Origin of the sequence: Janthinobacterium sp. Mn2066 (assembly GCF_049319705.1) — a bacterium.
Classification (GTDB): Bacteria; Pseudomonadota; Gammaproteobacteria; order Burkholderiales; family Burkholderiaceae_D; genus Janthinobacterium.
This window is the reverse complement of the sequence record NZ_JBMOUF010000007.1, coordinates 27,557-53,904: the sequence shown is the minus strand read 5'-3', so window position 1 is coordinate 53,904 and position 26,348 is coordinate 27,557. Positions and strand designations below refer to the sequence as shown.

22 protein-coding genes are annotated in these 26,348 nt (G+C 62.7%); 4 read left to right on the top strand and 18 right to left on the bottom strand.

The genetic code is table 11. From position 1 onward, the window contains the following. Positions 1-69: 69 nt before the first annotated feature. A complete protein-coding gene (locus tag ACL9RI_RS14800; RefSeq protein WP_422727289.1) occupies positions 70-1,464 on the top strand; it encodes a GntP family permease in 1,395 nt (464 codons plus the stop codon). An 18-nt stretch (positions 1,465-1,482) separates the two neighbouring features. On the opposite strand, the gene ACL9RI_RS14795 is transcribed toward ACL9RI_RS14800, so the two are convergent. The 13 genes from ACL9RI_RS14795 to ACL9RI_RS14735 form a co-directional block, all read right to left on the bottom strand. After that, positions 1,483-1,869: a hypothetical protein gene (locus tag ACL9RI_RS14795; protein WP_422727288.1), complete on the bottom strand. Its 387-nt coding sequence runs from the start codon at positions 1,867-1,869 to the stop codon at positions 1,483-1,485. A gap of 68 nt (positions 1,870-1,937) precedes the next feature. Beyond that, a complete protein-coding gene (locus ACL9RI_RS14790; protein WP_422727287.1) occupies positions 1,938-3,302 on the bottom strand; it encodes a PepSY-associated TM helix domain-containing protein in 1,365 nt (454 codons plus the stop codon). Between the two features lie 81 nt (positions 3,303-3,383). Next, positions 3,384-3,779 carry a DUF2946 domain-containing protein gene (locus ACL9RI_RS14785; protein ID WP_422727286.1) on the bottom strand — a complete coding sequence of 132 codons (396 nt, stop codon included), beginning with the start codon at positions 3,777-3,779 and terminating at the stop codon, positions 3,384-3,386. A 25-nt stretch (positions 3,780-3,804) separates the two neighbouring features. Next, on the bottom strand, positions 3,805-4,416 hold the full coding sequence (locus tag ACL9RI_RS14780) for a PqiC family protein (protein WP_422727285.1): 612 nt from the start codon (positions 4,414-4,416) through the stop codon (positions 3,805-3,807). Next, complete coding sequence (locus ACL9RI_RS14775) at positions 4,413-6,047, bottom strand: intermembrane transport protein PqiB (RefSeq protein WP_422727284.1); 1,635 nt, start codon at positions 6,045-6,047, stop codon at positions 4,413-4,415. Before ACL9RI_RS14775 ends, ACL9RI_RS14780 begins: the two co-directional genes overlap by 4 nt. Continuing rightward, positions 6,040-7,335: a paraquat-inducible protein A gene (locus ACL9RI_RS14770; RefSeq protein ID WP_422727283.1), complete on the bottom strand. Its 1,296-nt coding sequence runs from the start codon at positions 7,333-7,335 to the stop codon at positions 6,040-6,042. Before ACL9RI_RS14770 ends, ACL9RI_RS14775 begins: the two co-directional genes overlap by 8 nt. Before the next feature lie 119 nt (positions 7,336-7,454). Continuing rightward, positions 7,455-8,804, bottom strand: a complete 1,350-nt coding sequence (locus ACL9RI_RS14765) for an amidase (protein ID WP_422727282.1) — start codon at positions 8,802-8,804, stop codon at positions 7,455-7,457. Positions 8,805-8,808: 4 nt separating this feature from the next. Continuing rightward, positions 8,809-9,486 (bottom strand): DUF2848 domain-containing protein, encoded by a 678-nt coding sequence (locus ACL9RI_RS14760; RefSeq protein WP_422727281.1) that lies wholly within the window; start codon positions 9,484-9,486, stop codon positions 8,809-8,811. Positions 9,487-9,495: 9 nt separating this feature from the next. After that, positions 9,496-10,824, bottom strand: coding sequence for an MFS transporter (locus ACL9RI_RS14755; protein ID WP_422727280.1), 1,329 nt, complete (start codon positions 10,822-10,824; stop codon positions 9,496-9,498). A 104-nt stretch (positions 10,825-10,928) separates the two neighbouring features. Further along, entirely contained in the window at positions 10,929-11,603 is a 675-nt protein-coding gene (locus ACL9RI_RS14750) for a hypothetical protein (protein WP_422727279.1), read from the bottom strand. Between the two features lie 117 nt (positions 11,604-11,720). Further along, entirely contained in the window at positions 11,721-12,638 is a 918-nt protein-coding gene (locus tag ACL9RI_RS14745) for a LysR family transcriptional regulator (protein WP_422727278.1), read from the bottom strand. 67 nt (positions 12,639-12,705) lie between these two features. Further along, positions 12,706-13,941: a M20/M25/M40 family metallo-hydrolase gene (locus ACL9RI_RS14740; protein ID WP_422727277.1), complete on the bottom strand. Its 1,236-nt coding sequence runs from the start codon at positions 13,939-13,941 to the stop codon at positions 12,706-12,708. A 10-nt stretch (positions 13,942-13,951) separates the two neighbouring features. Then, positions 13,952-15,184: a urate hydroxylase PuuD gene (locus ACL9RI_RS14735; RefSeq protein WP_422727276.1), complete on the bottom strand. Its 1,233-nt coding sequence runs from the start codon at positions 15,182-15,184 to the stop codon at positions 13,952-13,954. A gap of 173 nt (positions 15,185-15,357) precedes the next feature. On the opposite strand from ACL9RI_RS14735, the gene ACL9RI_RS14730 reads away from it, so the two are divergent. The 3 genes from ACL9RI_RS14730 to ACL9RI_RS14720 all read left to right on the top strand — a co-directional run bounded on the left by ACL9RI_RS14730 (position 15,358) and on the right by ACL9RI_RS14720 (position 19,413). After that, positions 15,358-16,296 carry a LysR family transcriptional regulator gene (locus ACL9RI_RS14730; RefSeq protein WP_422727275.1) on the top strand — a complete coding sequence of 313 codons (939 nt, stop codon included), beginning with the start codon at positions 15,358-15,360 and terminating at the stop codon, positions 16,294-16,296. A 74-nt stretch (positions 16,297-16,370) separates the two neighbouring features. Then, complete coding sequence (locus tag ACL9RI_RS14725; protein WP_422727274.1) at positions 16,371-18,128, top strand: allantoate amidohydrolase; 1,758 nt, start codon at positions 16,371-16,373, stop codon at positions 18,126-18,128. A gap of 1 nt (position 18,129) precedes the next feature. Further along, positions 18,130-19,413, top strand: coding sequence for a DUF445 domain-containing protein (locus ACL9RI_RS14720; RefSeq protein WP_422727273.1), 1,284 nt, complete (start codon positions 18,130-18,132; stop codon positions 19,411-19,413). Here the strand turns inward: ACL9RI_RS14720 and ACL9RI_RS14715 are convergent, their stop codons facing one another. From ACL9RI_RS14715 to ACL9RI_RS14695, 5 genes are all read right to left on the bottom strand, one after another. Next, positions 19,414-20,649, bottom strand: coding sequence for a Zn-dependent hydrolase (locus ACL9RI_RS14715; RefSeq protein WP_422727272.1), 1,236 nt, complete (start codon positions 20,647-20,649; stop codon positions 19,414-19,416). A 10-nt stretch (positions 20,650-20,659) separates the two neighbouring features. Then, the gene (gene hydA, locus ACL9RI_RS14710; RefSeq protein WP_422727271.1) at positions 20,660-22,051 is read right to left on the bottom strand and encodes a dihydropyrimidinase; all 1,392 of its coding nucleotides are present in this window, start codon (positions 22,049-22,051) and stop codon (positions 20,660-20,662) included. A 24-nt stretch (positions 22,052-22,075) separates the two neighbouring features. Continuing rightward, on the bottom strand, positions 22,076-23,560 hold the full coding sequence (locus tag ACL9RI_RS14705; RefSeq protein ID WP_422727270.1) for an NCS1 family nucleobase:cation symporter-1: 1,485 nt from the start codon (positions 23,558-23,560) through the stop codon (positions 22,076-22,078). 140 nt (positions 23,561-23,700) lie between these two features. Beyond that, positions 23,701-24,981: an NAD-dependent dihydropyrimidine dehydrogenase subunit PreA gene (gene preA, locus ACL9RI_RS14700; protein WP_422727269.1), complete on the bottom strand. Its 1,281-nt coding sequence runs from the start codon at positions 24,979-24,981 to the stop codon at positions 23,701-23,703. Continuing rightward, positions 24,981-26,348, bottom strand: a complete 1,368-nt coding sequence (locus ACL9RI_RS14695; protein ID WP_422727268.1) for an NAD(P)-dependent oxidoreductase — start codon at positions 26,346-26,348, stop codon at positions 24,981-24,983. Before ACL9RI_RS14695 ends, preA begins: the two co-directional genes overlap by 1 nt.

Sequence of the window (26,348 nt, the reverse complement as noted above, 5' to 3'; positions counted from 1 at the left end):
AGACTCGCTCTGGTCGCCGCTTCCCCGCCTCTTCTCCTATTCCACGTTATCACGCAAGGATTAGTCCGCATGTCTTTCTTGATCGTACTTGCCGCATTGGCTTTCCTCATGCTGGCCGCCTACCGCGGCTACAGCGTGATCCTGTTTGCTCCGGTCGCCGCGCTGGGCGCTGTTTTGCTGACCGATCCTGCCGCCGTGCCTGCCGTGTTCAGCGGCATCTTCATGGAAAAGATGGTGGGATTTATCAAGCTGTATTTCCCCGTGTTTTTGCTCGGTGCGGTATTCGGCAAGCTGATTGAGCTGTCCGGCTTTTCGCAATCCATCGTGGTAGCGGCCATCCGCTATATCGGCCGTTCGCGCGCCAATGCCGTGATCGTCGCCGTGTGCGGTGCGCTGACGTATGGCGGCGTGTCGCTGTTCGTGGTGGTGTTTGCCGTCTATCCGTTTGCGGCCGAGCTTTATCGGCAAAGCAATATCCCCAAGCGCTTGATGCCCGGCGCCATTGCACTGGGTGCGTTCTCGTTCACCATGGATACCCTGCCCGGCACGCCGCAAATCCAGAACATCATTCCCACCACCTTCTTCAACACGACGGGCTGGGCTGCGCCCTGGCTGGGCACGATAGGCGCGATCTTGACGGTGGTGTTCGGCCTGGCCTTCCTGGAGTGGCGCAGGCGCTCCGTGATGGCGACCGGCGAGGGATATGGCGCCGAAGCCGAACAGGCAAAAACCGACGCCAGCAACTTGCCCCATCCACTGCTGTCCGTCGCGCCTTTGATACTGGTGGGCGTGGCCAACTTTGCGCTGACCCGCTTGATTCCGCACTGGTATGGCGCCAGCCACGTGCTGGGCACCGATGAACTGCCGGGGCTGCATGCGCCCGTGACGACCACCATCGCTTCCGTAACAGGCATCTGGGCCGTGGAGGGCGCCTTGTTGCTGGGTATCTTGCTGGTGTGCCTGACGGCGTTTGGCCGCATCCGCAGCGCGTTTGCCGAAGGCACCAAGGTGGCCGTCGGCGGCGCGCTGCTGGCGGCCATGAATACGGCGTCGGAATATGGTTTTGGTGGCGTGATTGCCGCACTGCCCGGCTTTCTCGCCGTCAGCAATACCTTGCGCAGCGTGCCCGATCCGCTCGTCAACGCAGCCGTGTCAGTGACCACGCTGGCCGGCATCACCGGTTCGGCCTCGGGCGGCATGAGCATTGCGCTGGCCGCCATGTCGGACAGTTTTATCGCCGCGGCCCAGCAAGCCCATATTCCGCTGGAAGTCATGCACCGCATCGTGGCGATGGCCAGCGGCGGCATGGACACCCTGCCGCACAACGGCGCCGTGATCACCCTGCTGGCGGTCACGGGCCTGACGCACCGCCAGTCTTACCGCGATATTTTCGGCATCACCATCATCAAGACGGTGATCGTGTTTATCATCATCGGCGTGTATTACATGACGGGACTGGTCTGACCGCCCTCCTCGCCAACGCTACAGCGCTGCGTCGGCCAACAATTCCGGGCGCAGCGCGCGGATACGCAATTCCGTGAAATAGCCGCCCGCCTCGTTGTAGCGCAGGTAGTGGCGGCCGCAGTTCAGACAGCGCGACACCTGGCTCAGGTTGGCCGGAAAATAGCGCGGGGCGATGGGGGCATCGGCACTGTCGTAACGCGTGCCGTGCGGGTGGTATTCGGCGAAGGTCGGCTCTTCGTACGGATCTTCGCGCAGGGTGCCGACTTCTTCAAAACGGTCCAGTTCCAGTGTAGGGGGCAGGCGCTGCCAGGCGTCCAGCGGCACGCTGCAGCAGCTGCACGATTGCGTCACGCGGGCCGATACGGCAGCCAATTCGGATAAAGCGGAAAAGTCGATATAGAGCATGCGGCGCCTTTATAGGGAATGGCAGCCATGGCCAGCACGTTTGCTTGACCCTGGCTACCTTGCTTATTTTAGCGCGTCCCTCCCGCATGCGCAGACCTGGCATGCGCCATCGCCAGGCCCAGCTCCAGCAGCGCCAGCACGGCGCCTGAGATCAGCAGCAAGGGCATCAGCGCGCACATGGCCGCTGCCACCAGCCAGGCCAGCGGCGAAGGCGAGGTCCAGGCGCCTGGCAGCAGCTTGGGCAAACCGAGCGTGCCCGGTGTGCGCCGCTTGAAGTACATGATCCAGCCCGACACCAGAGAGAACAGCACGCTGGCGCCAAACACGAACAGCAAGGCCTGGTTCCACCAGCCAAATTCACCGCGGTGAAACGGAATGCCGATGGCCGTCGCCTTGCCGAACGCCGTCTGCTCATTCCATCCCGCGTAATACAGGGGCTTGCCGCTGTAAGCGTCAAACTGCAGGTCGAAGCGTTTCAAGGGCTGGCTGCGGTCAGCCATGGTGACGCGCCAGACATCTTCCTGGCTGGCCGGCGCCGTCAATTGCAGTGCGATGGCAGGTGCGTGGCTGCGCGCCACTTGCCAGGCGCCCTGCCAGTCCAGCGGACCACCGCCCGCATCCTCGCGCGAATGCAGGCTGCGTGGCACCGGTGGATTGGCCTGGCCGCTGACATCGCGCAAGGTGCGGATGCGCCCGCCCGCCTGTTGGCTCCAGGTCAGCCCCGTCGTCAAAATCACGAAGCTGACCAGGCCCAGCGCCACCCCCAGAAAGGCATGCCACTGGCGCCAGCCATTGCGGCCCGTTGCGCCCTGCTTCGGCAAGCCCGATTGCGTGCCGCGCGGCCACCACAGGATCACGCCCGTCACCAGCATCACCATCAGCCAGCTGGCCGCCAGCTCGATCATCCAGCGCCAGCCATCCGTCTGCAGCAGCCGCGAATGCAGCTTCCTGGCCCAGTTATTGAAACGCTGGCTGCTGGCCAGGCTGCCCAGCACGGTAGCGTCATACGGATTCACATATACCACCACGGCTTGTGCGGGCTGGACGAATGATGGTTTTGCGGACGGCGGCTTCATGCCCGGCATATTGTGGCCCGCATGTTCATCGACCTGCACGCCTGCCGGTGCAAACGTCACCTGCACCGAGTCGGTCGCCTGAAACGGCGGCACCACGTTTTGCACCAGCCAGCCAGAGGGTGCGGCTTTTTCGGCGGCAGCCACAGAAGTATCGAGCGGCTGCATGGCGCCGTGCGGCGTTACGTGATCGAGATGGCCGTACAGTGCCGACTCGATCTGCGGCGTGAATACATACAGCATGCCCGTCAGGGCTGCCAGCAAGGCAAACGGTGTAGCAATCAGCGCAGCCCAGAAATGGATGCGCCAGTACAGGCTTTTACGGCGCGCCAGGCGCCGGGTTTGAAGATTGTCGGTCATGTGGTTCTCGTTTAAATTAGCGGGCGCAGCACCTCGCGCCGGAAGGCGGGAAGCGCAAACGCAAAAAAGCTGAAACTGGATTTAAACGAGGCCAGGAGGGGCGCGCGACTGCGCCGTGGACCACACAAACAGGGGATTGGGAGACTGGTAGTACAAGGCAGGCTGCATGGCCGTGCCCACGTCGATGCGCAGCGGCAGCACGGGGCTGGTGGGCGGCAAGCCGACGGAACCGGCGTGCATGGAGCAGAAGGCGCACTGCGCCATCTGCATGGCCTTGCCGTCAGGCTGGCCGATGCCGGATTGATCTGCCTCGACCTTGACGAAACGGATGCCGGCCATCGAGCAGATTTCTACCCAGCCGGAGCCCGACTCCTGCTTGGCATGGGCCACAGCCTGGGAAATCGACGGTGCAAGCGCCGATAGCAGGATCGCAAAACAGGCGATCCAGGCGGCCAGCCTGCGTGTGATTGATGTCATTCCCATGCCGGCATTTTAGCATCCGCTAGCCCGCTTGCATGGCCGGGCAGCCACCATTGCCGTTATTGAAACCGCGCACCACGGCCGACATATCGGTGGCGATTTTCTGCACGGCGCGGCGGTGACCCAGCACCAGTTCATCGTAGCCGCCGCCCACCTTTTCATTGGCGACCGTGCGGCAAGTGACCACCTTGTTGTTTGACAGCTGGCGCACGCTCCACACGGCGTCGATCAGCGCGTACTGGCCCATCACGGATTCGAACCGCTGCACGTTGGTGCTGATGCGGTAGACGGGCAGCTTTTCCGGGTACGGCGTGCGGAACACGTCGATGGCGCCCAGTTCGTTGGTCACGGCCGTCGACAGCGACTGGCCGATTTCACCGGCCAGCGGCCCCGCCCAGCGCTGCTGCTCCAGCAGCTCGATACGGCCCGACGGGGCCGTCACCACGAACTGGTTGCGGTTGACCTGCTGCGGCACGCTGACAGCCAGCACTTCCACGTAATACTGCACCGGCTTGTCGGACACGGCGGAGCCGCCGCTGAGGGTATAAAAATACTCGGGCTGCGGCGTGGAGCAGGCGCCCAGCAGCACTGCCAGGCTGGCGGCGGCCAGCACCGAGAACAGGGGCTTGATCATTTTTCATCTCCTTTTTTGCCACGGATCAGCGATTCCGGGTGGCGTTCCAGGTAATCGGACAGCGCGTTCAGCGATTGCAGGGTCTGCGTCAGCTGCTGCAAGGCCTGGCGCACATCGGACTGCAGCGGCGAATCCTTTTGCAAGACCTGTTCGGCTGTACCGAAGGTCTGCTTGGCCGCTTTCAGGGTGTCGCGCACTTCCGGCACCACCTGGCCATCGAGCTGCTTGAACAGGGCATTGCCTTGCTTGAACAGCGCGTCGGCCTGCTTGATGGTCGAATTGAGGTTATTGCCGATATCTTCAAACGGCACCTGGTCGAGTTTTCTCGCGATGCTGGCGATCTGCGTCTGCAATTCGTCCAGGGTATTGGGCACGGTCGGCACTTCCATCGGATATTTGTTGACGTCCATCTCCACCTTGGGCGCTTTCGGGAAGAAGTCCAGCGCGATATACAGCTGGCTGGTGAGCAGGTTCCCCGTGCGCAGCTGGGCGCGCAAACCGCGGCTGACCATGCGCTCCAACAGCTGGTGGCCGGCCGATCCGTCGGGCTGGTCCACGGCCGCCTTGAAGCGCATGCCCAGGCGCGCCGGGTACAGGTTGACCGTCACCGGCATGCGGAAATTCTTTTTCACGGGATCAAATTCGATACCCACCGAACGCACTTCACCGAGCACGATGCCGCGGAAATCGACGGTGGCGCCAGGCTGCAGGCCGCGCAGCGACTGGTCAAAATAAAATACGCTGGTAATCGCCTCGCCATCGGGCTCGCGCATGGCGCTCGCTTCGTCGGCCGCCAGGCGGTAAGTGGTGCCGGCCGGCGCCGGTTCCTGCGGCTTGCGGCCATTTTCCGCTTCAAACGCGATGCCGCCCACCAGCATCGCCGCCAGCGATTGCGTATTCAATTTGAAGCCGTTCGAATCGAGGCGCACGTCGACGCCGCTGGCATGCCACCAGCGCGCATCCTTGCCGACAAACTGGTCATACGGCGCGTTGACGAAGACCGACATGGTGATGCCATTGCCGTCCTTGTCCAGCGCAAAGCTGACCACCTTGCCTACCCGCAGGCGGTGGAAGAACAGGGGCGAACCCACATCGATGGAACCGAGGCTTTCGGCATGCAGCGTGAACAGCTTGCCCTTCTGGTCGCCGGCTACTGGTGGCGGCGTTTCCAGGCCAACGAAACTGTCTTTTTTCGCTTCCGACTTGCCCGTATCGACGCCGATGTAGGCGCCTGACAGCAAGGTGCCCAGACCCGTCACCCCACTGGCGCCGATTTGCGGACGCACCACCCAGAAACGCGAATCGGCCGTGGCGAAGCGGCGCGCATCCTTGCTCATGTCGATCGTCACCAGTACCTTGCTCAAATCGTCGCCCAGGCTGATGGCGCGCACCTGGCCGATATCCACGTCCTTGTACTTGACCTTGGTCTTGCCTGGTTCCAGCCCCTCGGCGCTCTTGAAGCTCACGGTCACCGTCGGCCCCTGGTCGAGGATGGACTTGGTCACCAGGACAGCACCGATCAGCGCGGCCAGCAAGGGAATCAGCCATACCAGCGATGGCAGCCAGCGGCTGGCCTTGTCCACATCGGGTTCGGCCACCACGCTCGTGTTTTCACTTTCTTTTTCAGACATGCTGCTCTCCAATCGCCAGTTTATTTTTTTCCGCATCGCTGCGCGTCTTGTCGTCGACCGGGTCCCAGATCAGGCGCGGATCGAACTGCATCGAGGCCAGCATGGTCAGCACCACCACCGCGCCGAACGCCAGCGCGCCGGGGCCGGCCGTGATCACGGCCAGCGACTTGAAACGCACCAAGGCCACCGTCAGGGTGACAACGAAGATATCGAGCATGGACCAGCGGCCGATGAATTCGACCATGCGGTACAGCACCGTGCGCTGGCGCGGCCGCCAGCGCGAACGCCGCTGCGCCGTCCAGGCCAGCAAGGCCAGGGTGCCCAGTTTCAGCATCGGCACCACCACGCTGGCGATGAAGATGATGATGGCCAGTACTTTTGAACCGCTATTCCAGAACAGCGCCACGCCGCTCATGATGGTGTCGTCCTGCGCGCCGAACAGCGACTGCGTCACCATCACGGGCAGCAGGTTGGCGGGGATGTACAAAATGGCGGCGGCGATCAGCAAGGCCCAGGTACGGCTGATGCTATTCGGTTTGCGCGTGTGCAGCGGCGTGCCGCAGCGCGCGCATTGCAGGTGATGGCCCTTGGCCACGGGTGGCGCCACCAGGCCGCAAGCGTGGCAGGGCAGTACACGGGCGCCAGGCGCAAGCGGCTTGTAGCGCAGGCCAGGCAGGGATTCTCGCACCAGGTCGTCGCCCACATTCCACAGGGCCTTGGGGTCGAACGAGACGACGATGGCCAGCATGATGGTCAGCGCGCCGAAGGCGAACAAACCCGGTTGCGGCACCACGGTGGCCAGGCTGGTCATCTTGACGACGGTGATCAGGATGCCGATCATCAGTACTTCCGTCATGCCCCACTCGCGCGCCGTCTGCACCGCACGCAGCACGCGGTTGAAACCGGGCACCCTGATCTTCATGCGCAAGCCCAGCGCCACATACAGCAGGGAACCCAGTTCGATGGCGGGAAACAGCATGGTAAACAGGAAGACCATGGTCGCCACCACCTGCATCTGCTCGGACCACAGCACGCGGATGGAGCCCAGCAAGGTGGCGCTGGAAGTCAAGCCATTGATGTCGAGTTCGACGATGGGGAAAAACTGGGCGATCAGGAAAACAAAGGCGGCGCCCAGGGTCAGCGCTACCACCTTGTTCAAGTCGGCGGAACTGCCCCGGTACAGCACCGAACGGCAGCGGATGCAGCGCGCTTTTTCGCGCGGGCGCAGCAGGCGTTTGCGGTACAACACGCCGCAGTCATGACAGCTGATCAGGTCATATCGGTGCACAGTAGGGAGTGGGCCGCTTAATAAGTGTCAAGTTGATAAGTATTGATATACCTCAAGATCACCTATCATACGACAAACCGGCCCGATTACTGCACAGCAGCATTACTTAGTTACCAGTTTTAATTTCCGCGTAACAATACTTCCACGGCGCGGCCCAAGCGCAATATTTGTCCATCCTGGCCGCCCAGGCCACAAATACCCAGCCCCACGGGCAGTTCGCCCTCTGCCTGGCACGGCAGGGAGAGCGCGCAGCCATCGAGGAAATTGATCACGCTGGTATTGCGCAGCACCAGGCCATTCGTCGCGAAAAACGCCGCGTCGTCGTGTTCCAACGGCGCCAGTTCGGGCGCCACGATGGCCACGCTGGGCATCAGCCAGGCATCGTAGGGAGCAAGACGGCTGCGCGCGACCTTGATCAGGCGGCGGCGCGCATCGAGCAGGTCGATATAGTCGGCGGCGCCCTGCTGCTGGCCGCGACGAATGCGGGCCGCCACGCGCTGGTCGTACTGTGCCCCCTTTTCCTCCAGCAGCGCGCGGTGCCAATGCCAGGCTTCGGCCGCCACCAGCCCGCCCCCGCCGTTGATGGCGGGCAGCTCCAGCAGTTCCGGAAAATCGAACTGCTGCACCAGTGCGCCCGCTGCGCGCAGCCAGTCCAGTGCGGCGTCAAACGCCTGCTGCACGTGGGCGTCGACATTGGCGCCCACATAGTCGCGCGTAAAACCGAAGCGCAAGCCTTTCAGTGCGGGCGCATCAAGGACGATATCCTGGCCCGACAAGGCTGCATGCAAGATGGCGCAGCAATCGACGCTGTGCGCGATGGGACCGGCCGAATCGAGCGAGCGCGATAACGGCACGGCGCCAGCGAGCGGCACGGTTGACGCCGTCGGCTTGAAACCCGTCAAACCGCAAAATGCGGCCGGGATGCGGATCGAGCCGCCCGTATCCGTGCCCAGCGCGCCGGCCGCCATCTGCAGCACCACCGTGACGGCGCCGCCCGAGGTGGAGCCGCCGGCGATGCGGCTACGGTCAAACGGATTAACGGGCGTGCCGTAATGGGGATTCAGGCCCAGGCCGGAAAACGCGAACTCGCTCATGTTGGTGCGCCCCAGCAGGATGGCGCCGGCGGCGCGCAAGCGGGCCACGGCGGTGGCGTCTGCACTGGCGGGCGGCGCATCGGCCAGCGCCAGCGAAGCGGCGCTACTGACCTGCCCTTTTACATCGAACAGGTCCTTGATGGAAATCGGAATGCCGGCCAGCGGCGACGCGACGATGCCGGCCGCGCGGGCCGCATCGCTGGCGCGCGCCTCGGCCAGTGCCTGCTCGCCATCAAGGCTGACATAGGCTAGGCCGCCCTGCGCGCGATGGGCTTCGCCCCGCGCCAGCATGCGCTGCGTCAGTTCCACGCTGGTAGTGCGGCCAGCGGCCAGGTCGGCCGCCAGGTCGCGGATAGTCTTGTGCTGCTTGCTCATTACCTTATCCTTCCACGGGCAGGGTTTGCACCGCATAGCGATGCTGCAGGCGGCGCTGCAAGACCGGATCATACAGCTCCAGTGCAAAGGCGTCGCCATGGCCCATCTCGCCGATAATCGGCTGGGTGCCGCAAAACATGGCGCTCCCCACCGGCAAGCCAGCCTGGCCAGTGTAACGCTGGATCAAGTCTTGCGGCGCCAGCATGCGCGTGACGGGGCCTTCCTGGTACAGCGCTGGCGCGCCGTCGCGCTCGCGCCACGAACGCATCTGCAACTGATCCCAGTGGCTGGCCACGTCGTCGTAGCGCCACAGGGTATCGCCGACCGGCTTGCCGCACATCTGCTTGGAGACCGTCACGCCATAACTCTCCACCTTGCGGTCCGTATGGTCGGAGCCGATGCCCACCAGCAGGCCGAATTCAGTGGAAAACAGCACGAATTCGGCCTCGCCCGAGGAATCCCTGCCCGGCACTTCGATGGCGCCGTCGCTGGACAGCAGGGCCGCCGCCACGCGGTAAAACGTGGGCACGCTTTTCGGCCGCGCCACGCCGATCGCTTCCAGTTCGGCGATATGGTGCTCGACCATGGCCAGGTCGCGCCCTGTCCAGCCGGCGATGATCAGATTGTCGATAGTGAAGGTGATGGGGCCGTGGCCCGTCAATTGAAAATTCAAGCTTGTCATGGTTTATATTTACTCTTCCAATGGGCCGCGGCCCGTTTCGCGGGCAGCAAACACCGACAGTCCCGTAATCAGCAAGGCCGCCGCCACATACAGCGAGACAGCCATGGTGCTGGCATAGGAGCGGTACAGGCTGGCGATCACCAGCGGGGCAAAACCGCCGCCGATCACACCGGCCAGGGTGTAGGCCAGCGACGATCCCGCATAGCGCACCTTGGTGGGGAATTGTTCGATCACAAAAGCCGCCTGCGGGCCATACATGATGGCGTGGATGATCAGGCCGACGACGACAGCAACGACGATGGCGGCCGGGCTGGCCGTATCGAGCAAGGTGAAAAACACGAAGGCCCAGATCAGCCCCAATACTGCCCCCAGCGCATACACGGGACGGCGGCCGATCTTGTCCGACAGGGCGCCAAAGACGGGCACGCTCAATGCATTGCAGGCCGTGCCGAGCATGATCGCGGTCAGCGCCAGGGTCGACGACAGGTGCAGCACCGTCGTCACATAGGTCAGGGTAAACACCACCACCAGCGCATACAGCACGTCCGAGCCGATGCGCACGCCACCGGCGATCAGCAGGCGGCGCCAGTAGATGCGCAGCACGTCGCCGATCGGCGCTTCAGCCTTGGCATCCTTCTTGTCGAGTTCCTGGAACAGCGGCGTTTCATCGATGCCGCTGCGTATCCACATGCCGAAGATCACCAGCAGCAGGCTGGCGACAAACGGAATACGCCAGCCCCAGGCCATGAAGGCTTCATGCGGCAGGAAATACGTGATCAGGCCGATGCAGCCAGTCGCCAGCAAGGTGCCGAACGACGGCCCCACCTGCGTCCACGATGCATTGCGTCCGCGCTTGTCGGCCGCCCCGTGTTCAACTGAAATCAGCACAGCGCCCGCCCACTCGCCGCCCAGCGCGATGCCCTGCACGAAGCGCAGCGCCACCAGCAAAATCGGGCTCCAGATGCCGGCCGTTGCATAGGTCGGCAAGAGGCCCATCAAGCCTGTCGTCACGCCCATCAGCATCAGGGTCACGACCAGCACCCAGCGGCGTCCCAGCTTGTCGCCCAGGTGACCGAAGATTACACCGCCGATCGGGCGCGAAATATAGCCGACCGCATAGGTGGAAAAGGCCAGGATGGTGCCCGTCAGCGGATCGAAGGAAGGAAAGAACAGATGGTTGAAGATCAGCGCGGCCATGGTGTTGTAGACGGTGAAGTCATACCATTCCAGGGTCGTGCCGACCATGCTGGCAGTGGCCAGGCGGCCGGTTTTCGGTTTTTCTGCTGACGCTGTACTGCCGTCATGCGCGGGGATATGCGCGGAAGTGTAGGTGCTCATGCCTGCCTCTCTCGTCAATGTTATTGCAGGCCCGGTGCAGGATACATGCCCTGCGCCGTGGCCAGTGTCTCGTTTTATCAGTGCAGCAGCAAAGTACAGTGCACTCAGGCAGCTTGCAGGTCCGTCTCGCGCAATTGCCAGGACAGTTGCAGGATGGCTGCTTCATCCGCATCCAGGCCCAGCGCGGCACTGGTCCTGGCAACCGCCGCCAGCGCAGCCGCCTCGGAGGAAGCGTCGATCAGGAAGATCGGGTCCAGCACGCGCCCTTCTTTTTGTTCCGCCGGCAGCGGACCGGAAAGATGGCTGTCCGGCGTCAGCAGGCGCGAAGCGATCACGCCATCGATCTGCAGCAATTCACGGCCCAGCGCCGCCAGGCCGGCTACTGCCTGTGCATCCTGGCCGATGGCCTTCGCGCCCAGGCGCAGCACGGCCAGCCAGGCGCCCGTGCCGAAACCTGTTTCCGCCTCGATGGCGCACACGCGGCGCATCGGATCGCGCATGCGGCCCAGGTTCGTCACCGACCAGGGCGTCTGCTGCTGGAAAGCCTTGAAGTAATCGGGCGTCTGGAAGGCGTCCAGCGACACCGTGCGGTACAAGCCCAGGTATTTGCGCGGGCCGCGCACGCTCTGGTAACGCGTGCCGCTGACAAAGCCGGGGATGCGCACGCGCTCTTCCACGTGTTCGCGGTCGTACCAGCGGTTGAAATCGATCTCGTGTTCAGGATCGGCGCTGGTCCAGACAAACAGGATGCCAGGCAAGGTGTTGGGGGACGTCGTCATGATAATTCCGTTGAATTGCGTTGTAGTGAAGTGCACCCCAAGAATAGGTGGCGCCCCTCTACAAGGCAAACGGGTTATTTTGAAGACGACTGATAAGTTTTTCTTGTGAGTACAGGCTTAGCCGACTCCATATTCCGCGCTCAGTCCCACCGTAAACCGCGCCGCCTCTTCGCAGGCCAGCATGGCCACCAATTGAATCGCTTCCGTCGTCAAATCTTCGCTATAGCTGATCACGATGCGCTGCGGCGCCAGGGTTCCCGTACAGGGGATCAGGGCGATATTGCCCAACTCGATTTCTTCGCGCAGGGGCGCCAGCGGCAGCACGGCGATGCCGAAGCCCGCCTTCACCAGGCGCACGATGGCCGAGATCGAGCTGACGCAATGCACGCGGCCCAGCTGCACGCCTTCATCCTGGAATAGCGCCTTGAGGGCGGAATGCGGCTGCGAGCCCCGGTTCATGGTGATGATAGGGTGTTCGGCCAGCTGCGCTACCGTAAAAGGCGCGCTGCCAGCCGGCCAGTCGGCCGCCCTGCCCGCCCAACCCATGGCGATGGCGCCGCTGCCCGTGCTGCGGATATGGTCGCCCGTCAGCATGTCCGTCTGCAGGGCGATATCGAGTTCGCCCTGCTGCAGCTGCTCGTGCAGGCGGCGCGTCGACTCGGAGGTCAGCTGGATTTCAATGCCCGGATAACGTTCCTGCACCCGCTGCAAAAACGGCAGCAGCCAGGTATGCACGATGGTTTCGATCACGCCGATGCGCACTTCACCGGTGATCTGCGAGGGCGAGGAATTGGCCGCATACATGTCGCGGCACAGTTCGAGCATGCGTTCGGCATAGCCGAGCAGATTACGCCCGGCGAAAGTGAGACGGATTTCACGCGTATCGCGGTCGAACAGCCGCGTGCCGAAGTCCTGCTCCAGCGAAGCGATGCGGTTGGAAATGGCGGCCTGCGTGATATTGAGCTTGTCGGCGGCAGTACGAAAACTGCCCAGCCGCGCAGCCCAGACAAAGGCTTCGAGAAAACGGGTATTCAAATCGGGCTTCTTCACTAGTCTTCACAAAACGTGACATCGCCCCATTGTAAGCCAAAGTAGCTGTCTATTATTTCTGCGCCAGCAAGTCGTACAAAGTCAGCGCCACGATCTTGCTGGCCTTGCGCAAATCGTCCAGCGCCAGCCGTTCATCGGCCTTCTTGGCGTTCGATTCCGGCACCGTGCGCGGACCAGCGCCATACAGCACAGCCGGGATGCCATGCTCGCCATACAGCCGCGCATCGGCATACAGCGGCGTGCCCTGGGCCGGAATCACCTCGCCGAGGATAGTCAGCGCGTTTTTCTGCAAGCTGTCCACCAGCTGCTGCGAACCAGGCAAGGGGCGCAGCGCGTGCGACAGCAGCAAGCGGCGTATCTCCACGCGTATGCCCTCTTCCCCGCGCACGGCATCCTCGATCAGTGCACGCACCTGCGCTTCCACCTGCACCGGATCTTCTTCCGGGATCATGCGGCGGTCCATCTTCATCACCACCTTGCCCGGCACCACATTGGTATTCGTGCCGCCATCGATGCGCCCCACCAGCATGGTGGGTGAATCGATGCCCGGCACTGTGGACTTGATCTTCTTCAGTTCCGGCAGCTGGCCATAGATGGCGTTAAGGATCTTGCTGGCCGCCTGCAGCGCATCGTGCCCTGTTTCGGGCATGGCGCCATGGCCGGACTTGCCATGCACGCTAATCTCCAGCTGCAAACAGGCGTTGTGGGCGGTGACGATGTTATAGCTGAAGCCAGCCGCAATCACAAAATCAGGGCGCGTCAGCTTTTGCTCCAGCAGCCAGCCCGGTCCCAGCAAGCCGCCAAATTCCTCGTCATAGGTGAAATGCAGTTCCAGTTTTCCCTTCAGGGGTACGCCCAGCGCTTCAAGCGCGCGCGCGGCGAACACATAGGTGGCAAAATCGCCTTTCGAGACAGCCGTCGCGCGGCCGTAGATATAGCCATCGGCCACCTGGCCGCCATATGGCGGATACGTCCAGTTATCGCCGGGCGGCACCACGTCGCCATGCGCATTCAAGGCCACCGTCGGCCCGCCCGGTGCATACGGGCGGCGCACGATCAGGTTGGTGATGCTTTGCATGCCATAGGCTTCGACCTGGTCCTGCGGCACCGCATGTTTTTCCGCCTGCCAGCCATAGGCTGACAGCAGTTGCGCCACCAGCTCTGCATGCGGCGCGTTATTGCCTGGCGGAGTATCGGTAGGCTGCTGTACCACGCGCTGCAGGAAGGCGATCTCTTCGTCGAAATGCGCGTCGATCCAGGCGCTCAGTTGTTCGGCATGCGCAGTCATGGTGTTCCTTTCATTGTGCTCCCTGCAGTGTGTGTTGCAGCCAGGCGCCCAGTTGCGTGCGTTCGGCTTCCGTCATATTCGTCAAATTCCCGATCGGCATGGCCTTCAATTCGATCGCCTGCTTGTAGATCTGTGCCGCATGCTGGCGTATCAAGGGCTCGCTATCGAGCATGATACCGGATGGCGCCGTCGCAAAACCCGGCTGCGTCGGATGCGCCGAATGGCAGGTGGCGCAGCGCTGCGTGATAATCGCCTGCGCCGCCAGGAACTGCGTGGCTGCATCGGATGCGGGTGTCGCCGCCAGCGGCGCCGGTGCCTTCGGTGCGATGGCCACCGCCACCGCTATCAGCAGCGCCACGCCGATGACGGGATAACGCCACTCCACGCGGCCCTTGTGGCGCAGGTTGAAGAAGTGGCGGATGAACACGCCGGCCGCCATGATCATGGCCAGCACCAGCCAGGCGTGATCGTTCCGGTAGGTCATCGCGTAGTGGTTGCTGATCATGATGAACAGCACCGGCAACGTAAAGTAATTGTTATGCACGCTGCGCTGCTTGGCCTTCTGGCCGTGGCGCGGGTCGGGCAGTTTGCCGGCCGCCATGGCTTCCACCATCTTGCGCTGGCCGGGAATGATCAGCATCAGCACATTGGCCACCATGATGGTGCCGATCATGGCGCCAACGTGGATGTAGGCGGCGCGTCCGCTCAGCAGATGCGTCAGCCCATACGCAGCGGCGACGATCAGGGCAAACACCGTCACCCCGAACCACAGCTCATGTCTGGCCAGCGGCGAGCGGCACAGCAGGTCATACACGACCCAGCCGATGACCAGGGTGGCGATACCGATGGCGATGGCCTGGCCGCTGCTGATGTCGGCCACGGATTTGTCGATCATCATGGCTTGCGCGTTGAAGTAGTACGCGATGGTCAAGAGCGCGATACCGGACAGCCAGGTGGTGTAGGCTTCCCATTTGAACCAGTGCAGTTCCTTGGGCAGTTCGGCCGGCGCCACCAGGTATTTCTGTGGATTGTAAAAGCCGCCGCCATGCACGGCCCACAGCTCGCCCGAGACGCCCTTCTTCGCCAGGTCGGAGCCAGGCGCCGGCGGGCGGATCGAGTTATCGAGCCAGACGAAATAAAACGAAGCGCCGATCCAGGCGATGCCCGTGATGACGTGCAGCCAGCGCACGATCAGGTTCAGCCATTCCAGGCCATAGGGAATCAGATACGTAAAGACTTCCATACATTTCCTTGAATGAGGCAGTAAGAGGCGAGCGGCGACCGGTAAGCGCACTGTCAACAATGTTGCGCCAGTGTCCACAAGATAAACCGATTCACGGCCCATCACATGAAAAATGCCGTATATTTGACATATCCGTATCCATATACAACCCTGTACAACCAAGCCGCCGCCACATGTCCAGCCTGCCGCAACACCTCGACTTGCACCTGATCCGCATCCTGTACCTGCTGCTGGTGGAAAAAAACGTGTCGCGCGTGGCGCTCAAGCTGAATCAGCCGCAGCCCTCGATTTCGGCGTCGCTGCGCAAGCTGCGCGAGCTGACGGGCGACCCGCTGCTGGTGCGCGGCGCGCGCGGCATGGTGCCGACCCAGCATGGCGAAAGCCTGCTCAATCCGGCCAAGCGCATCCTCGACCAGACGGAAAGCCTGTTCGTCAGGAAGAAACCGTTCGTGGCCGAGGACGAGGCGCGCACCTTCCACATCGCCGCGCCCGATTATCTCGACAGCCAGTTCCTGCCGAACGTGGTGGCGCTGCTGCGGCGCGGTTCACCGAAAAGCCGCGTGGTGCTGCATAGCCTGGGGCCAGGCATCGACCATATCCGCCAACTGTCGGACGGTGGCCTGGACCTGGTGATCGCCAACTGGGATGAACCACCGGCCCATCTGCATATCTCCAAGCTGTTCGAAGACCCCATCATCTGCGCCATGCATGCGGAAACGGCCTATGCGCGGCGCACCGCCAGCGACGCCATGACCTTGGCCGATTATCTGAGCCTGCCCCATGTGGCGCCCTCGCCCATGATGCCCGGCTACCATGGCGTGATCGACTCCTTTTTGGAACGGCAAAACCTGCAGCGCAACGTGGTGGTGGAATCGGCCTATTTCGGCCTGATCCCCTACATGCTGACGCAGACCGACCTGGTGCTGACGACAGGCCGCCAGTTCATGCGCTTTTATGAAAAGAGCCTGGCCCTGAAAAGCTATACGGTGCCGCTGAAATTTCCGCCGATGCGCTTTTACCAGCTGTGGCACCAGCGCGTGCACCAGGCGCCTGAACATAAATGGCTGCGCGACCAGGTCACGGCAGCGGCCAGGGCGCTGGTGCAGCGATAAGCGTTATGCGCGCATGCATATAATGCAAGCATGACCGGGACGCTATCATCACAGCTTGCACGATGGAGACAAGCATGACCACACTTTCAGACTTGAACAGCAGCAGCGACGTCGGCTTCGTCGATCTGCTGCAAGGCATCTATGAGCATTCGCCCTGGATCGCCCGGCGCGCGGCGGCAGCGCGGCCTTTCGAGAGCATTACCGCCCTCAAGCGCGCCTTGCAGGACGTGCTGGAGCTAGCCGCGCCGGCCGAACAGCTGGGCCTGATCCGCGCCCATCCCGAACTGGCCGGCAAGGCCGCCATCGCCGGCCAGCTGACGGTGGAATCGACGCGCGAGCAAGCCAGGTCCGGACTCCATCTGTGCAGCCCCGAAGAATTCGCTACCCTGCAGCGGCTCAATAACGAGTACAACGCAAAATTCGGCTTTCCCTTCATCCTGGCGGTGAAAGGCCCGTCTGGCGCCGGCCTGACACGGCAGGACATCATCGCCACCTTTACGCGACGCCTGAAAAACCGCCGCGCAGATGAACTGGCCGAGTCGCTGCGGCAAATCAAGCGCATCGCCGAACTGCGCCTGAACGATTTGTTCGACGTGCGCCTGGCTTTCGGCCCCACCATCATGCAGCAGGCCGACACCCTGGCCGGCTGGAGCGACAGCGCCTATAACCTGACCTGCGCCTACATGACGCCGGCCCACCGCCAGACGGCCGATCAACTGGCCGAATGGATGCGCGAAGCGGGCATGCAGGTACATATCGACGCCGTGGGCAATGTGGTCGGGCGCTATCTGTCGGACGAGCCGGGCGCAAAAACCCTGATGACAGGGTCGCATTACGACACCGTGCGCAATGGCGGCAAATACGATGGCCGCCTGGGCATCCTGCTGCCGATCGCCGTCGTGCGCCATCTGCAGCAGCGTGGCGAAAAACTGCCGTTTCACTTCGAGGTCGTGGCTTTCGCCGAAGAGGAAGGCGTGCGCTTCAAGAGCACCTTCCTGGGCAGCACGGCCGTCACGGGCAAGTTCGACCTGTCGCTGCTGGAACAGCGTGATGCCGATGGCGTGAGCATGCGCGATGCACTGGCGGCTGCCGGCCACGATGCGGCCAGCATCGCCGCCATCGCGCGCGATCCGGCCAGCCTGCTCGGCTATGTGGAAGTGCATATCGAGCAAGGCCCCGTGCTGCTCGAACGCGATCACCCGCTGGGCATCGTCACGGCGATCGCCGGCAGTTCGCGCTATCTGCTGAAACTGGGCGGCCTGGCCAGCCATGCCGGCACCACGCCGATGGGCATGCGGCGCGATGCGGCCAGTGCGGCCGCTGAAATCATCCTGCTGGTGGAGCAGCGCTGCAGCCAGGGCGAGGCACTGGTGGGCACCGTGGGCCAGCTGCACGTGCCCAATGGCTCCGTCAACGTGATCGCTGGCGCCTGCCAGTTGTCGCTCGATATACGCGCAGCCAGCGACAGCGTACGCCAGGCAGCCGTGGACGATATCCTCGACGGCGTGGCCGCCATCTGCGCGCGACGGCAGATCGACGTGGACATCGAGTTGCTGCTGTCGGCCAGCGCAGCGCCGTGTGCACCGTGGCTGATGGCGCAACTGGGCGAGGCGGTGGAATCGGTGGGCCTGAAAGCGTTCCCGCTGCTGTCGGGCGCCGGCCACGACGCCATGGCCATGGCGGCGATCACTGACGTGGCCATGCTGTTTACCCGCTGCGGCAATGGCGGCATCAGCCATAATCCGCTGGAAACCATGACGGCAGACGACGCCGATATCGCGGCCCACGCGCTGCTCGCCTTCCTGCGCCGGTTCCAGCCCAGGGCCACCTAGCATGGCGAACGAGGACAAGGCCGCCGAACTGCGCCGCAGCAAGCGACTGGCCCTGTTTTTCCTGCTGACCGCAGGCGCCATCTTTATCGTCACGGCCTTTTTGCCGCGCAACCTGTGGAGCGAGGGCTTGAAAGCCGTCTCGGAAGCGGCCATGGTGGGCGCACTGGCTGACTGGTTCGCCGTCACGGCCCTGTTCCGCACGATACCGATCCCCTTCATTTCACGCCATACGAATATCATCCCCAGGGAAAAGGACAGGATCGCCGTCAACCTGGCCAGCTTCGTCAAGGATAAATTCCTCGACACGGACTCGCTGGTGACGCTGATCGCGAAATATGATCCGGCGAGGATGATAGGGGAATGGCTGGCGGCACCGGCCAACGCCGACCTGCTGGGCGGCTACCTGGTGAAAATGCTGTCGGCCGCGCTGGATATGACGGACGATGCACGCATCCGCCCCTTCATCAAGAAGGCTTTCGACGCAGCGCTGTCGAAGGTGGACCTGTCGTCATCGACGGGCGCCATCCTGGAAACGCTGACGGCCAATGGCCGCCACCAGGACTTGCTGGACGAAGCCATCGCCAAGCTGGTGGCCATGCTGCGCGAACCGGACAGCCGCGAACTGATCGCCGACAGCATCGTCCACTGGCTCAAGACGGAACATCCGCGCAAGGAAAAGGTATTGCCGACATCGTGGCTGGGAGAACACGGCGCAGAGCTGATCGCCAGCGCGTTAGACAGCAGCATGCGGCGCATCGCGCAAGACCCCGAGCACCAGTTGCGGCACAAGATAGACGCATCGGTGCACACGCTGATCACACGCCTGAAAACCGACCCGGTGTTTCTCGCCAGGGGCGAAGCGCTACGCGAGCATATCAGGAACGATGTCATGCTCACTTCCTATGTGAACGGCCTGTGGGAACAGCTGCGCGGCTGGCTGAAGCAGGACCTGGCGGCGAGCGACTCGGTGCTGCATGCGAAGGTAGCCGGCATGGGCGGCTGGCTGGGCAAGGAGCTGGCGCAAAACCCGCAACTGCGCGACTCGCTCAATGAGCGTTTGCAGGATGCGGCGCGTACGATGGCGCCCGAGTTCGCCCAGTTCCTGACGCGCCATATCGGCGACACGGTGAAAAACTGGGACCCGCAAGACATGTCGCGCCAGATCGAACTGCAGATCGGCAAGGACCTGCAGTTCATCCGCATCAACGGCACCATCGTGGGCGGCCTGATCGGCCTGCTGCTGTTTGCCTGCACCCAGCTGATTACCGTCCTGCGCGCCCTTTAATTACACCGCGACGGCGCGCTCCAGCATCGCATGCAAGAGCACATTGCAGCCCGCCTCCAGGTGCTCCGGTTTCGCATCCTCGATTTCATTATGGCTGATGCCATCCTTGCAGGGCACGAAGATCATGCCGGCTGGCGCCAGCCGCGCTGCATAGATGGCGTCGTGGCCGGCGCCGGAGACCACGTCCATCACGGAATAACCGAGTTTTTCCGTGGCATTGCGCACGGCGCCCACGCAGTCGGGGTGAAACGGACAAGGCGGATAATAAGAGACTCTTTCCAGCGTAATGCCCAGGCCCGTCCTGTCGCGCGTGGCGTCGATAAAGGCCGTGATTTCGCCATGCATGGTGTTGAGCAGTTCATCGTTCACATTGCGCAGGTCGATGCTGAACTTGACCTCGCCGGGGATCACGTTGCGGCTATTCGGGAACACCTGCACCATGCCCACCGTGCCGCGCCCATACGGCGGATAGCGGTTAGCGATGGCGACGACTTCCTGCATGATGGTGGTGGCCACCTGCAGCGCATCCTTGCGCAAGCCCATGGGTGTAGGACCCGCATGCGCTTCCATGCCCGTCACCACGCAGTCGTACCACGACAGTCCCATCACGGCCGGCACTACGCCGATGACCTTACTGGCGTCTTCCAGCACGGGGCCTTGTTCGATATGCGTTTCAAAGTAGGCGCCGATCGGATGGTCGCCCGGCACTTGGTCCCCTTTGTAGCCGATGCGCGCCAGTTCCTCGCCCACCGTCCGGCCTTCCGTGTCTTTCGCCGCATACGCCGTTTCCAGCGAAAAGGCGCCGCAGAATACGCCCGAGCCCATCATCACGGGCACGAAGCGCGAGCCTTCTTCATTGGTCCAGAAAGCCACTTCGATGGGCGCCTGCGTCTTGATTTTCAGGTCGTTCAGGGTGCGCACCACTTCCAGGCCCGCCAGCACGCCGTAATTGCCATCGAACTTGCCGCCCGTGGGCTGGGTGTCGATATGGCTGCCCGTCATCACGGGCGGCAAGGAATTGTCGACGCCATCGCGCCGCATGAAGACATTGCCGATCTGGTCGATGGTGATGCTCATGCCTGCTTCACGGCCCCAGCCCACCACCAGGTCGCGCCCCTGCTTGTCGAGGTCCGTCAGGGCCAGGCGCTTGACGCCGCCCTTGGGCGTGGCGCCGATCTGCGCCAGTTCCATCAGGGCTGCCCACAGCCGTTCACCGTTGATGCGTAGTTCACTCATTGTTTTCTCCTTATGCACTCACGGCAGAAAAAGCAGGACGTTCGACATAGCGCCCTGCACCTTCGACTGCCATCAACTCACCGTTGTGGAAGACCACCTTGCCAGCGGCAATCGTGGTGCTGGGGATGCCGCGCACGGTACGCCCTTCGAAGACATTGAAACCGCCTTTGGCAAATTGGGTGGCAGCCGAAATCGTGCGCGTGCCTTGCGGGTCCCACAGCACGATATCGGCGTCGCTGCCGGAGGCGATCACACCCTTGCGCGGATACATATTGAAAATCTGCGCCGCGTTGGTGGACGAGACCTTGACGAATTCCGATGGCGTCAGCAAACCCGTATTGACGCCGGCATCCCACACCACGGCCATGCGTTCTTCCACGCCGCCGCAGCCGTTCGGGATGCGCGTGAAGTCGTCCTTGCCAGCCGCCTTCTGTTCGGCGCAAAAGGTGCAGTGGTCGGTGGCCGTGGTGTGCAGGTTGCCGCTTTGCAGGCCATGCCACAGGGCCGCCTGGTGATGCTTGCTGCGAAATGGCGGACTCATGACGTGACCCGCCACATAATCGAAATCGTCGCTCTGGTAGACGCTGTCATCGATCACCAGGTGGCCCGCCAGCGCTTCGCCATACACGCGCTGGCCGTTGGCGCGCGCCCGCGTAATGGCATCCAGCGATTCGGCGCACGAGACGTGCACGATATACACGGGCGTGTTCAAGACATTGGCAATCGCGATGGCGCGGTTGGCCGCCTCCGCCTCCACCGCCGGTGGCCGCGACAGGGGATGCGCCTGCGGCCCCGTCATCCCCTTCTTGAGTAGCGCTTGCTGCAATTGAAAAACCAGCTCGCCGTTTTCCGCATGCACGGTGGGCAAGGCACCCAGCTCCAGCGAACGGGTAAAACTTTTCACCAGCGTTTCATCGTCGGCCATGATGGCGTTTTTATAGGCCATGAAGTGCTTGAAGCTGTTGACGCCATGCTCGCGCACCAGGGTGCCCATCTCTTCATGTACCTGCTCGCTCCACCAGGTGATCGCCACGTGAAAGGTATAGTCGGATGCCGCCTTGGCCGACCACCCGCGCCACTGGTGATACGCCTCGATCAGCGACTGCTTCGGCGCGGGAATCACGAAATCCATGATGGTGGTGGTGCCGCCCGCCAGGCCGGCCGCCGTGCCCGTGAAAAAATCGTCGGAGGTCACCGTGCCCATGAAGGGCAGGTTCATGTGCGTGTGCGTGTCTATCCCGCCCGGCATCACATACTGGCCGCCCGCATCGATCACGGTGGCGCCTGGAGGCGCGGCCAGGTGTTCGCCGACGGCGGCGATCTTGTCACCCTCGATCAGGACATCGGCGCGAAAGGCCCGGTCGGCGTTGACGACGGTGCCGCCACGGATAAGCGTAGTCATATTGCTGTCTCCTTTATTAATGGGTCAAGCCAGTGGTGCGTGCTGCACGTGCGCCGCTGCCTTGCCCTTCATCATGACGCCGTAGACGACTGCGGCGATGGCCACGCCCACGAACCAGGCGTAGGTGTAGAGCGTCTTGAAACCTTCCGCCACGTCGGGGAAGGTCGCGGGGAAAGCGGCGTTCAAAAAGCCCGGGATATTCGGCAGCACGGCGATCACGAATGCGGCGATGGCCGCCATATTCCAGCCATTGCCATACGAGTACAGGCCATCGTCGCGGTAGAGTTGCGCCACGTCCAGGCGCGTCTTGCGGACAAAATAATAGTCGACGATCAGGATGCCGGCGATGGGCCCCAGCAGGGCCGAATAACCGATCAGCCAGGTGAAGATATAGCCTTGCGTCGATTCGAGCACCTTCCACGGCATCATGACGATGGCGATGGAAGCGGTGATGTAGCCGCCCATCTTGTACGAAATCTGCTTGGGCGCCAGCGAGGAAAAGTCGTAGGCCGGCCCCACCAGGTTGGCGGCCAGGTTGACGCTGACGGTATCAATCAGGAGGATGGTCAAGGCGATCAGCACGGCGGCGCCCGTCATGCGGCTGGCCAGGTCGACCGGGTCCCAGATGGCTTTACCGAACATCACCACCGAGCCTGCCGTGACGATCACGGCCAGCATGGCCAGCAGCCCCATGGGAACGGGCAAGCCTATCGACTGGCCGATGACCTGATCGCGCTGCGTCCTGGCGAAGCGGGTAAAGTCGGGGATGTTCAGCGCCAGGGTGGCCCAGAAACCCACCATGGCGGTCAGCGATGGCCAGAAGACGCTCCAGAACTGGCCCGCCTTTTTACCGCCAGGGATGAATTGCGATGGCTGGTCCAGCAGCGCGTTCACGCCGCCGGCCCGCGTATGCACCCAGTACAGCAGCACAAAACAGATGAGAATCTTCAATGGTGCCGTATAGGTTTCCAGCTTGCGGATCGCTTCCATGCCATGCAGGATGTAATAGAACTGGATGGCCCAGAAAGCCAGGAAACACAGCAACTGGCTGCCATTGATGCCCAGGCCCGCGATCTTCTCGCCGCCCAGTTCATGGCCGGCCAATACGCCCATCAGGGTGTAGATCATCTGGCCGCCGAACCAGGTCTGGATGCCGTACCAGCCGCAGGCAACGATGGCGCGCATCAGGGCAGGCAGGCGCGCGCCGGTCGTGCCGAACGAGGAACGCGCCAGCACTGCATACGGAATGCCGTATTTTGTGCCTGCGTGACCGATCAGCAGCATGGGCAGCAGCACGATGGCGTTGGCGAGGAACACCGTGAGCACCGCCTGGTAACCGGACATGCCGCTGTCGATCAGGCTGGCCGACAAGGTGTAGGCCGGGATGCACATCACCATGCCGACCCACAGGGCGGCAAAGTGATACCAGCGCCAGGTGCGCTGCGCAGCCGTGGTGGGGGCCAGGTCTTCATTCCACAGCTGCGTGTTGCCAGAGTAGTCGTGGTTCACAGGGTTGCTCCATCGGTTAGACCGCTGGCGCCGCCAGGGACGCCAGGGATACGGCAGTGGAAACGGCTCGGCTAATCGATCTAGCTTACTGCAAAGTCGGGCCGCTGTTTATAAAAATAAACGCACGCAAAAAGCATGCCCTATGCCGTCTCCACCACCGCGCGTGGATTTCTCGGATCCTGCGTCCAGTTCATGTACGGCTTGCCCGTGGTTTGCGGCACCATCGTGATGCAGCCCTGCACCGGACAGGTGATTTCGCACAGATTGCAGCCCACGCATTCATCCTTGATGACTTCATAGCTGCGCGTACCGGCGGCATCGATCAGCTGGGCGATGGCCTGGTGCGAGGTATCCTCGCAGGCCACGTAGCACTTGCCGCATTTGATGCAGTCGTCCTGGTTGATCTGCGCGATCACCTGGTAATTCATGTCCAGGTATTTCCAGTCCGTCGTGTTGGCCACGGCCTTGCCGGAAAAATCGCTGATGCGCTCATAACCCTTTTCATCCATCCAGCGCGACAAGCCATCCTTCATCTCTTCGACGATGCGGAAACCATGCAGCATGGCGGCTGTGCACACTTGCACGCAACCGGCGCCCAGGGCGATGAATTCGGCCGCGTCGCGCCAGTTGCCGATGCCGCCGATGCCGGAAATGGGCAAGCCGCACGTCTGCGGATCGCGGGCGATTTCGGCCACCATGTTCAGCGCGATCGGCTTGACGGCAGAACCGCAATAACCGCCATGCGTGCTGGCGCCGCCGACGATGGGCAGGGCCACCATGCGGTCCAGGTCCAGGGAGGTGATCGAGTTGATGGTGTTGATCAGCGAGACGGCGTCTGCCCCACCCGCCTTGGCAGCACGGGCCGGCATGCGCACGTCGGTGATATTGGGCGTCAGCTTGACGATCACGGGCAGGCGGCTGTATTTCTTGCACCAGGCGGTGACCATCTGCACATACTCGGGCACCTGGCCCACGGCGGCGCCCATGCCCCGCTCCGGCATGCCGTGCGGGCAGCCGAAATTGAGTTCGATGCCGTCGGCGCCCGTGGCCTCCACCTTCGGCAGGATAGCGGCCCAGTAGTGCTCTTCGCAAGGCAGCATCAAGGAGACGATCATGACGCGGTCCGGCCAGTCCTTTTTCACCTGCGTGATTTCGCGCAGATTGATGTCCAAAGAACGGTCGGTAATGAGCTCGATGTTATTGAAACCCACCACTTCGCGGTTCTTGCCATACAGGGCGGAATAGCGCGACGAGACATTCACGGCGGCCGGGTCTTCGCCCAGGGTTTTCCATACCACGCCGCCCCAGCCCGCCTCGAAAGCGCGCACCACGTTATAGGCCTTGTCGGTGGGCGGCGCGGACGCCAGCCAGAAGGGATTGGGCGACTTGATGCCGCAAAATTCGATGCTGAGATCGGCCATTATGCAGCCTCCACTTTATTCATGATATCGGAATGGATGGCCAGTGCGGCCAGCTTGCCATGCTGGACGGCTTGCACCGTCAAGTCCTGTCCGGGCGCCACGCAATCGCCGCCCGCATAAATCCCTGGCAGCACCGTGCGAAAACCCGCATCGACGGCGATCTTGTCGCCATCGCGCTGGAGCAGCGCCGCCATGGGGTCATGCAGTGCCTCGCTCGCCAGGCTTTGGCCGATGGCCTTGAAGATGGTTTCGGCGACGACATCGAAAGTCTCGCCTGTACCGACCAGCCGCGTGCCTTCCAAACGCGTTTTTTCAAAGCGCATGCCGGCCACTTTGCCTTCCCCATCCAGCAGCACCTGCTGCGGCTGGGCCCAGGTCAGCATGCGCACCTGGTTGGCCTTGGCAATCTCCTGCTCATGGTGGGTAGCCGTCATGGCGTCGAAACCGCGCCGGTACACCAGCGTGACTTCCTCTGCGCCCAGGCGCTGTATCTGCACGGCCATGTCGATGGCGGTATTGCCAGCGCCGATCACGATGGCGCGTTTTGGCACGGGCAAGGAAGCCAGATCGTCGGCCTGGCGCAGCGCGGCAATGTAATCGACGGCCGCCAGCAAGCCCGGCGCATCTTCGCCCGTCAAGCCCAGCTTGCGGCTGGCGCCCAGGCCCAGGCCCAGGAAGACGGCGTCGTACTGGGCGTGCAGGTCGCGCAGCTGCAGGTTCTCGCCCAGCACCTGGCGACATCGGATGTCGATCCCGCCTATGGCCAGCAGGAATGCCACTTCCTTTTGCGCAAAGTCGTCGGTCAGCTTGTATTTGGCGATGCCGTATTCATTCAGGCCGCCCGCCTTGTCTTCCTTTTCAAAGATCACCACGTCATGGCCCAGCATGGCCAGGCGGTGCGCGCACGACAGTCCGGCCGGACCGGCGCCGACGATGGCAATCGTCTTGCCGGTGGCGGCCGCCCGCTTGAACGGGTGGGCCGCAAAATGGGCGTGATCGACGGCGTAACGCTGCAGCAGGCCGATTTTCACGGGCTGGCCTTCCGCGTCGTGGTTGCGCACGCAGACGTCTTCGCACAGGATCTCGGTAGGACAGACGCGGGCGCAGCTGCCGCCCAAAATATTCTGTTTCAAGATACCGGCCGCCGCGCCATTGATATTCTTGTCGTGGATATTGCGGATGAAGCTGGCCACGTCGATTTCCGATGGACAGATGAGGCTGCACGGCGCGTCATAACAGTACAGGCAGCGCGCGCTTTCGATCGCTGCCTGGCGCGCCGTCAGGGGCGGTGCCAGGTCCGTAAAGTGGCCCGCCAGCTCTTCGCTGGGCAGGGTGGGATGCGGTAAATAACTGAGGGATTCGATCAT

Coding starts and splice junctions, on each gene's coding strand:
- ACL9RI_RS14795 (WP_422727288.1), bottom strand. CDS start 1,869: ATGCTCTATATCGACTTTTCCGCTTTATCCGAATTGGCTGCCGTATCG.
- preA (WP_422727269.1), bottom strand. CDS start 24,981: ATGGCCGATCTCAGCATCGAATTTTGCGGCATCAAGTCGCCCAATCCC.
- ACL9RI_RS14790 (WP_422727287.1), bottom strand. CDS start 3,302: ATGACCGACAATCTTCAAACCCGGCGCCTGGCGCGCCGTAAAAGCCTG.
- hydA (WP_422727271.1), bottom strand. CDS start 22,051: ATGACTACGCTTATCCGTGGCGGCACCGTCGTCAACGCCGACCGGGCC.
- ACL9RI_RS14750 (WP_422727279.1), bottom strand. CDS start 11,603: ATGACGACGTCCCCCAACACCTTGCCTGGCATCCTGTTTGTCTGGACC.
- ACL9RI_RS14760 (WP_422727281.1), bottom strand. CDS start 9,486: ATGACAAGCTTGAATTTTCAATTGACGGGCCACGGCCCCATCACCTTC.
- ACL9RI_RS14755 (WP_422727280.1), bottom strand. CDS start 10,824: ATGAGCACCTACACTTCCGCGCATATCCCCGCGCATGACGGCAGTACA.
- ACL9RI_RS14740 (WP_422727277.1), bottom strand. CDS start 13,941: ATGACTGCGCATGCCGAACAACTGAGCGCCTGGATCGACGCGCATTTC.
- ACL9RI_RS14780 (WP_422727285.1), bottom strand. CDS start 4,416: ATGATCAAGCCCCTGTTCTCGGTGCTGGCCGCCGCCAGCCTGGCAGTG.
- ACL9RI_RS14730 (WP_422727275.1), top strand. CDS start 15,358: ATGTCCAGCCTGCCGCAACACCTCGACTTGCACCTGATCCGCATCCTG.
- ACL9RI_RS14775 (WP_422727284.1), bottom strand. CDS start 6,047: ATGTCTGAAAAAGAAAGTGAAAACACGAGCGTGGTGGCCGAACCCGAT.
- ACL9RI_RS14785 (WP_422727286.1), bottom strand. CDS start 3,779: ATGACATCAATCACACGCAGGCTGGCCGCCTGGATCGCCTGTTTTGCG.
- ACL9RI_RS14765 (WP_422727282.1), bottom strand. CDS start 8,804: ATGAGCAAGCAGCACAAGACTATCCGCGACCTGGCGGCCGACCTGGCC.
- ACL9RI_RS14720 (WP_422727273.1), top strand. CDS start 18,130: ATGGCGAACGAGGACAAGGCCGCCGAACTGCGCCGCAGCAAGCGACTG.
- ACL9RI_RS14800 (WP_422727289.1), top strand. CDS start 70: ATGTCTTTCTTGATCGTACTTGCCGCATTGGCTTTCCTCATGCTGGCC.
- ACL9RI_RS14735 (WP_422727276.1), bottom strand. CDS start 15,184: ATGGAAGTCTTTACGTATCTGATTCCCTATGGCCTGGAATGGCTGAAC.
- ACL9RI_RS14715 (WP_422727272.1), bottom strand. CDS start 20,649: ATGAGTGAACTACGCATCAACGGTGAACGGCTGTGGGCAGCCCTGATG.
- ACL9RI_RS14695 (WP_422727268.1), bottom strand. CDS start 26,348: ATGATCGAATCCCTCAGTTATTTACCGCATCCCACCCTGCCCAGCGAA.
- ACL9RI_RS14725 (WP_422727274.1), top strand. CDS start 16,371: ATGACCACACTTTCAGACTTGAACAGCAGCAGCGACGTCGGCTTCGTC.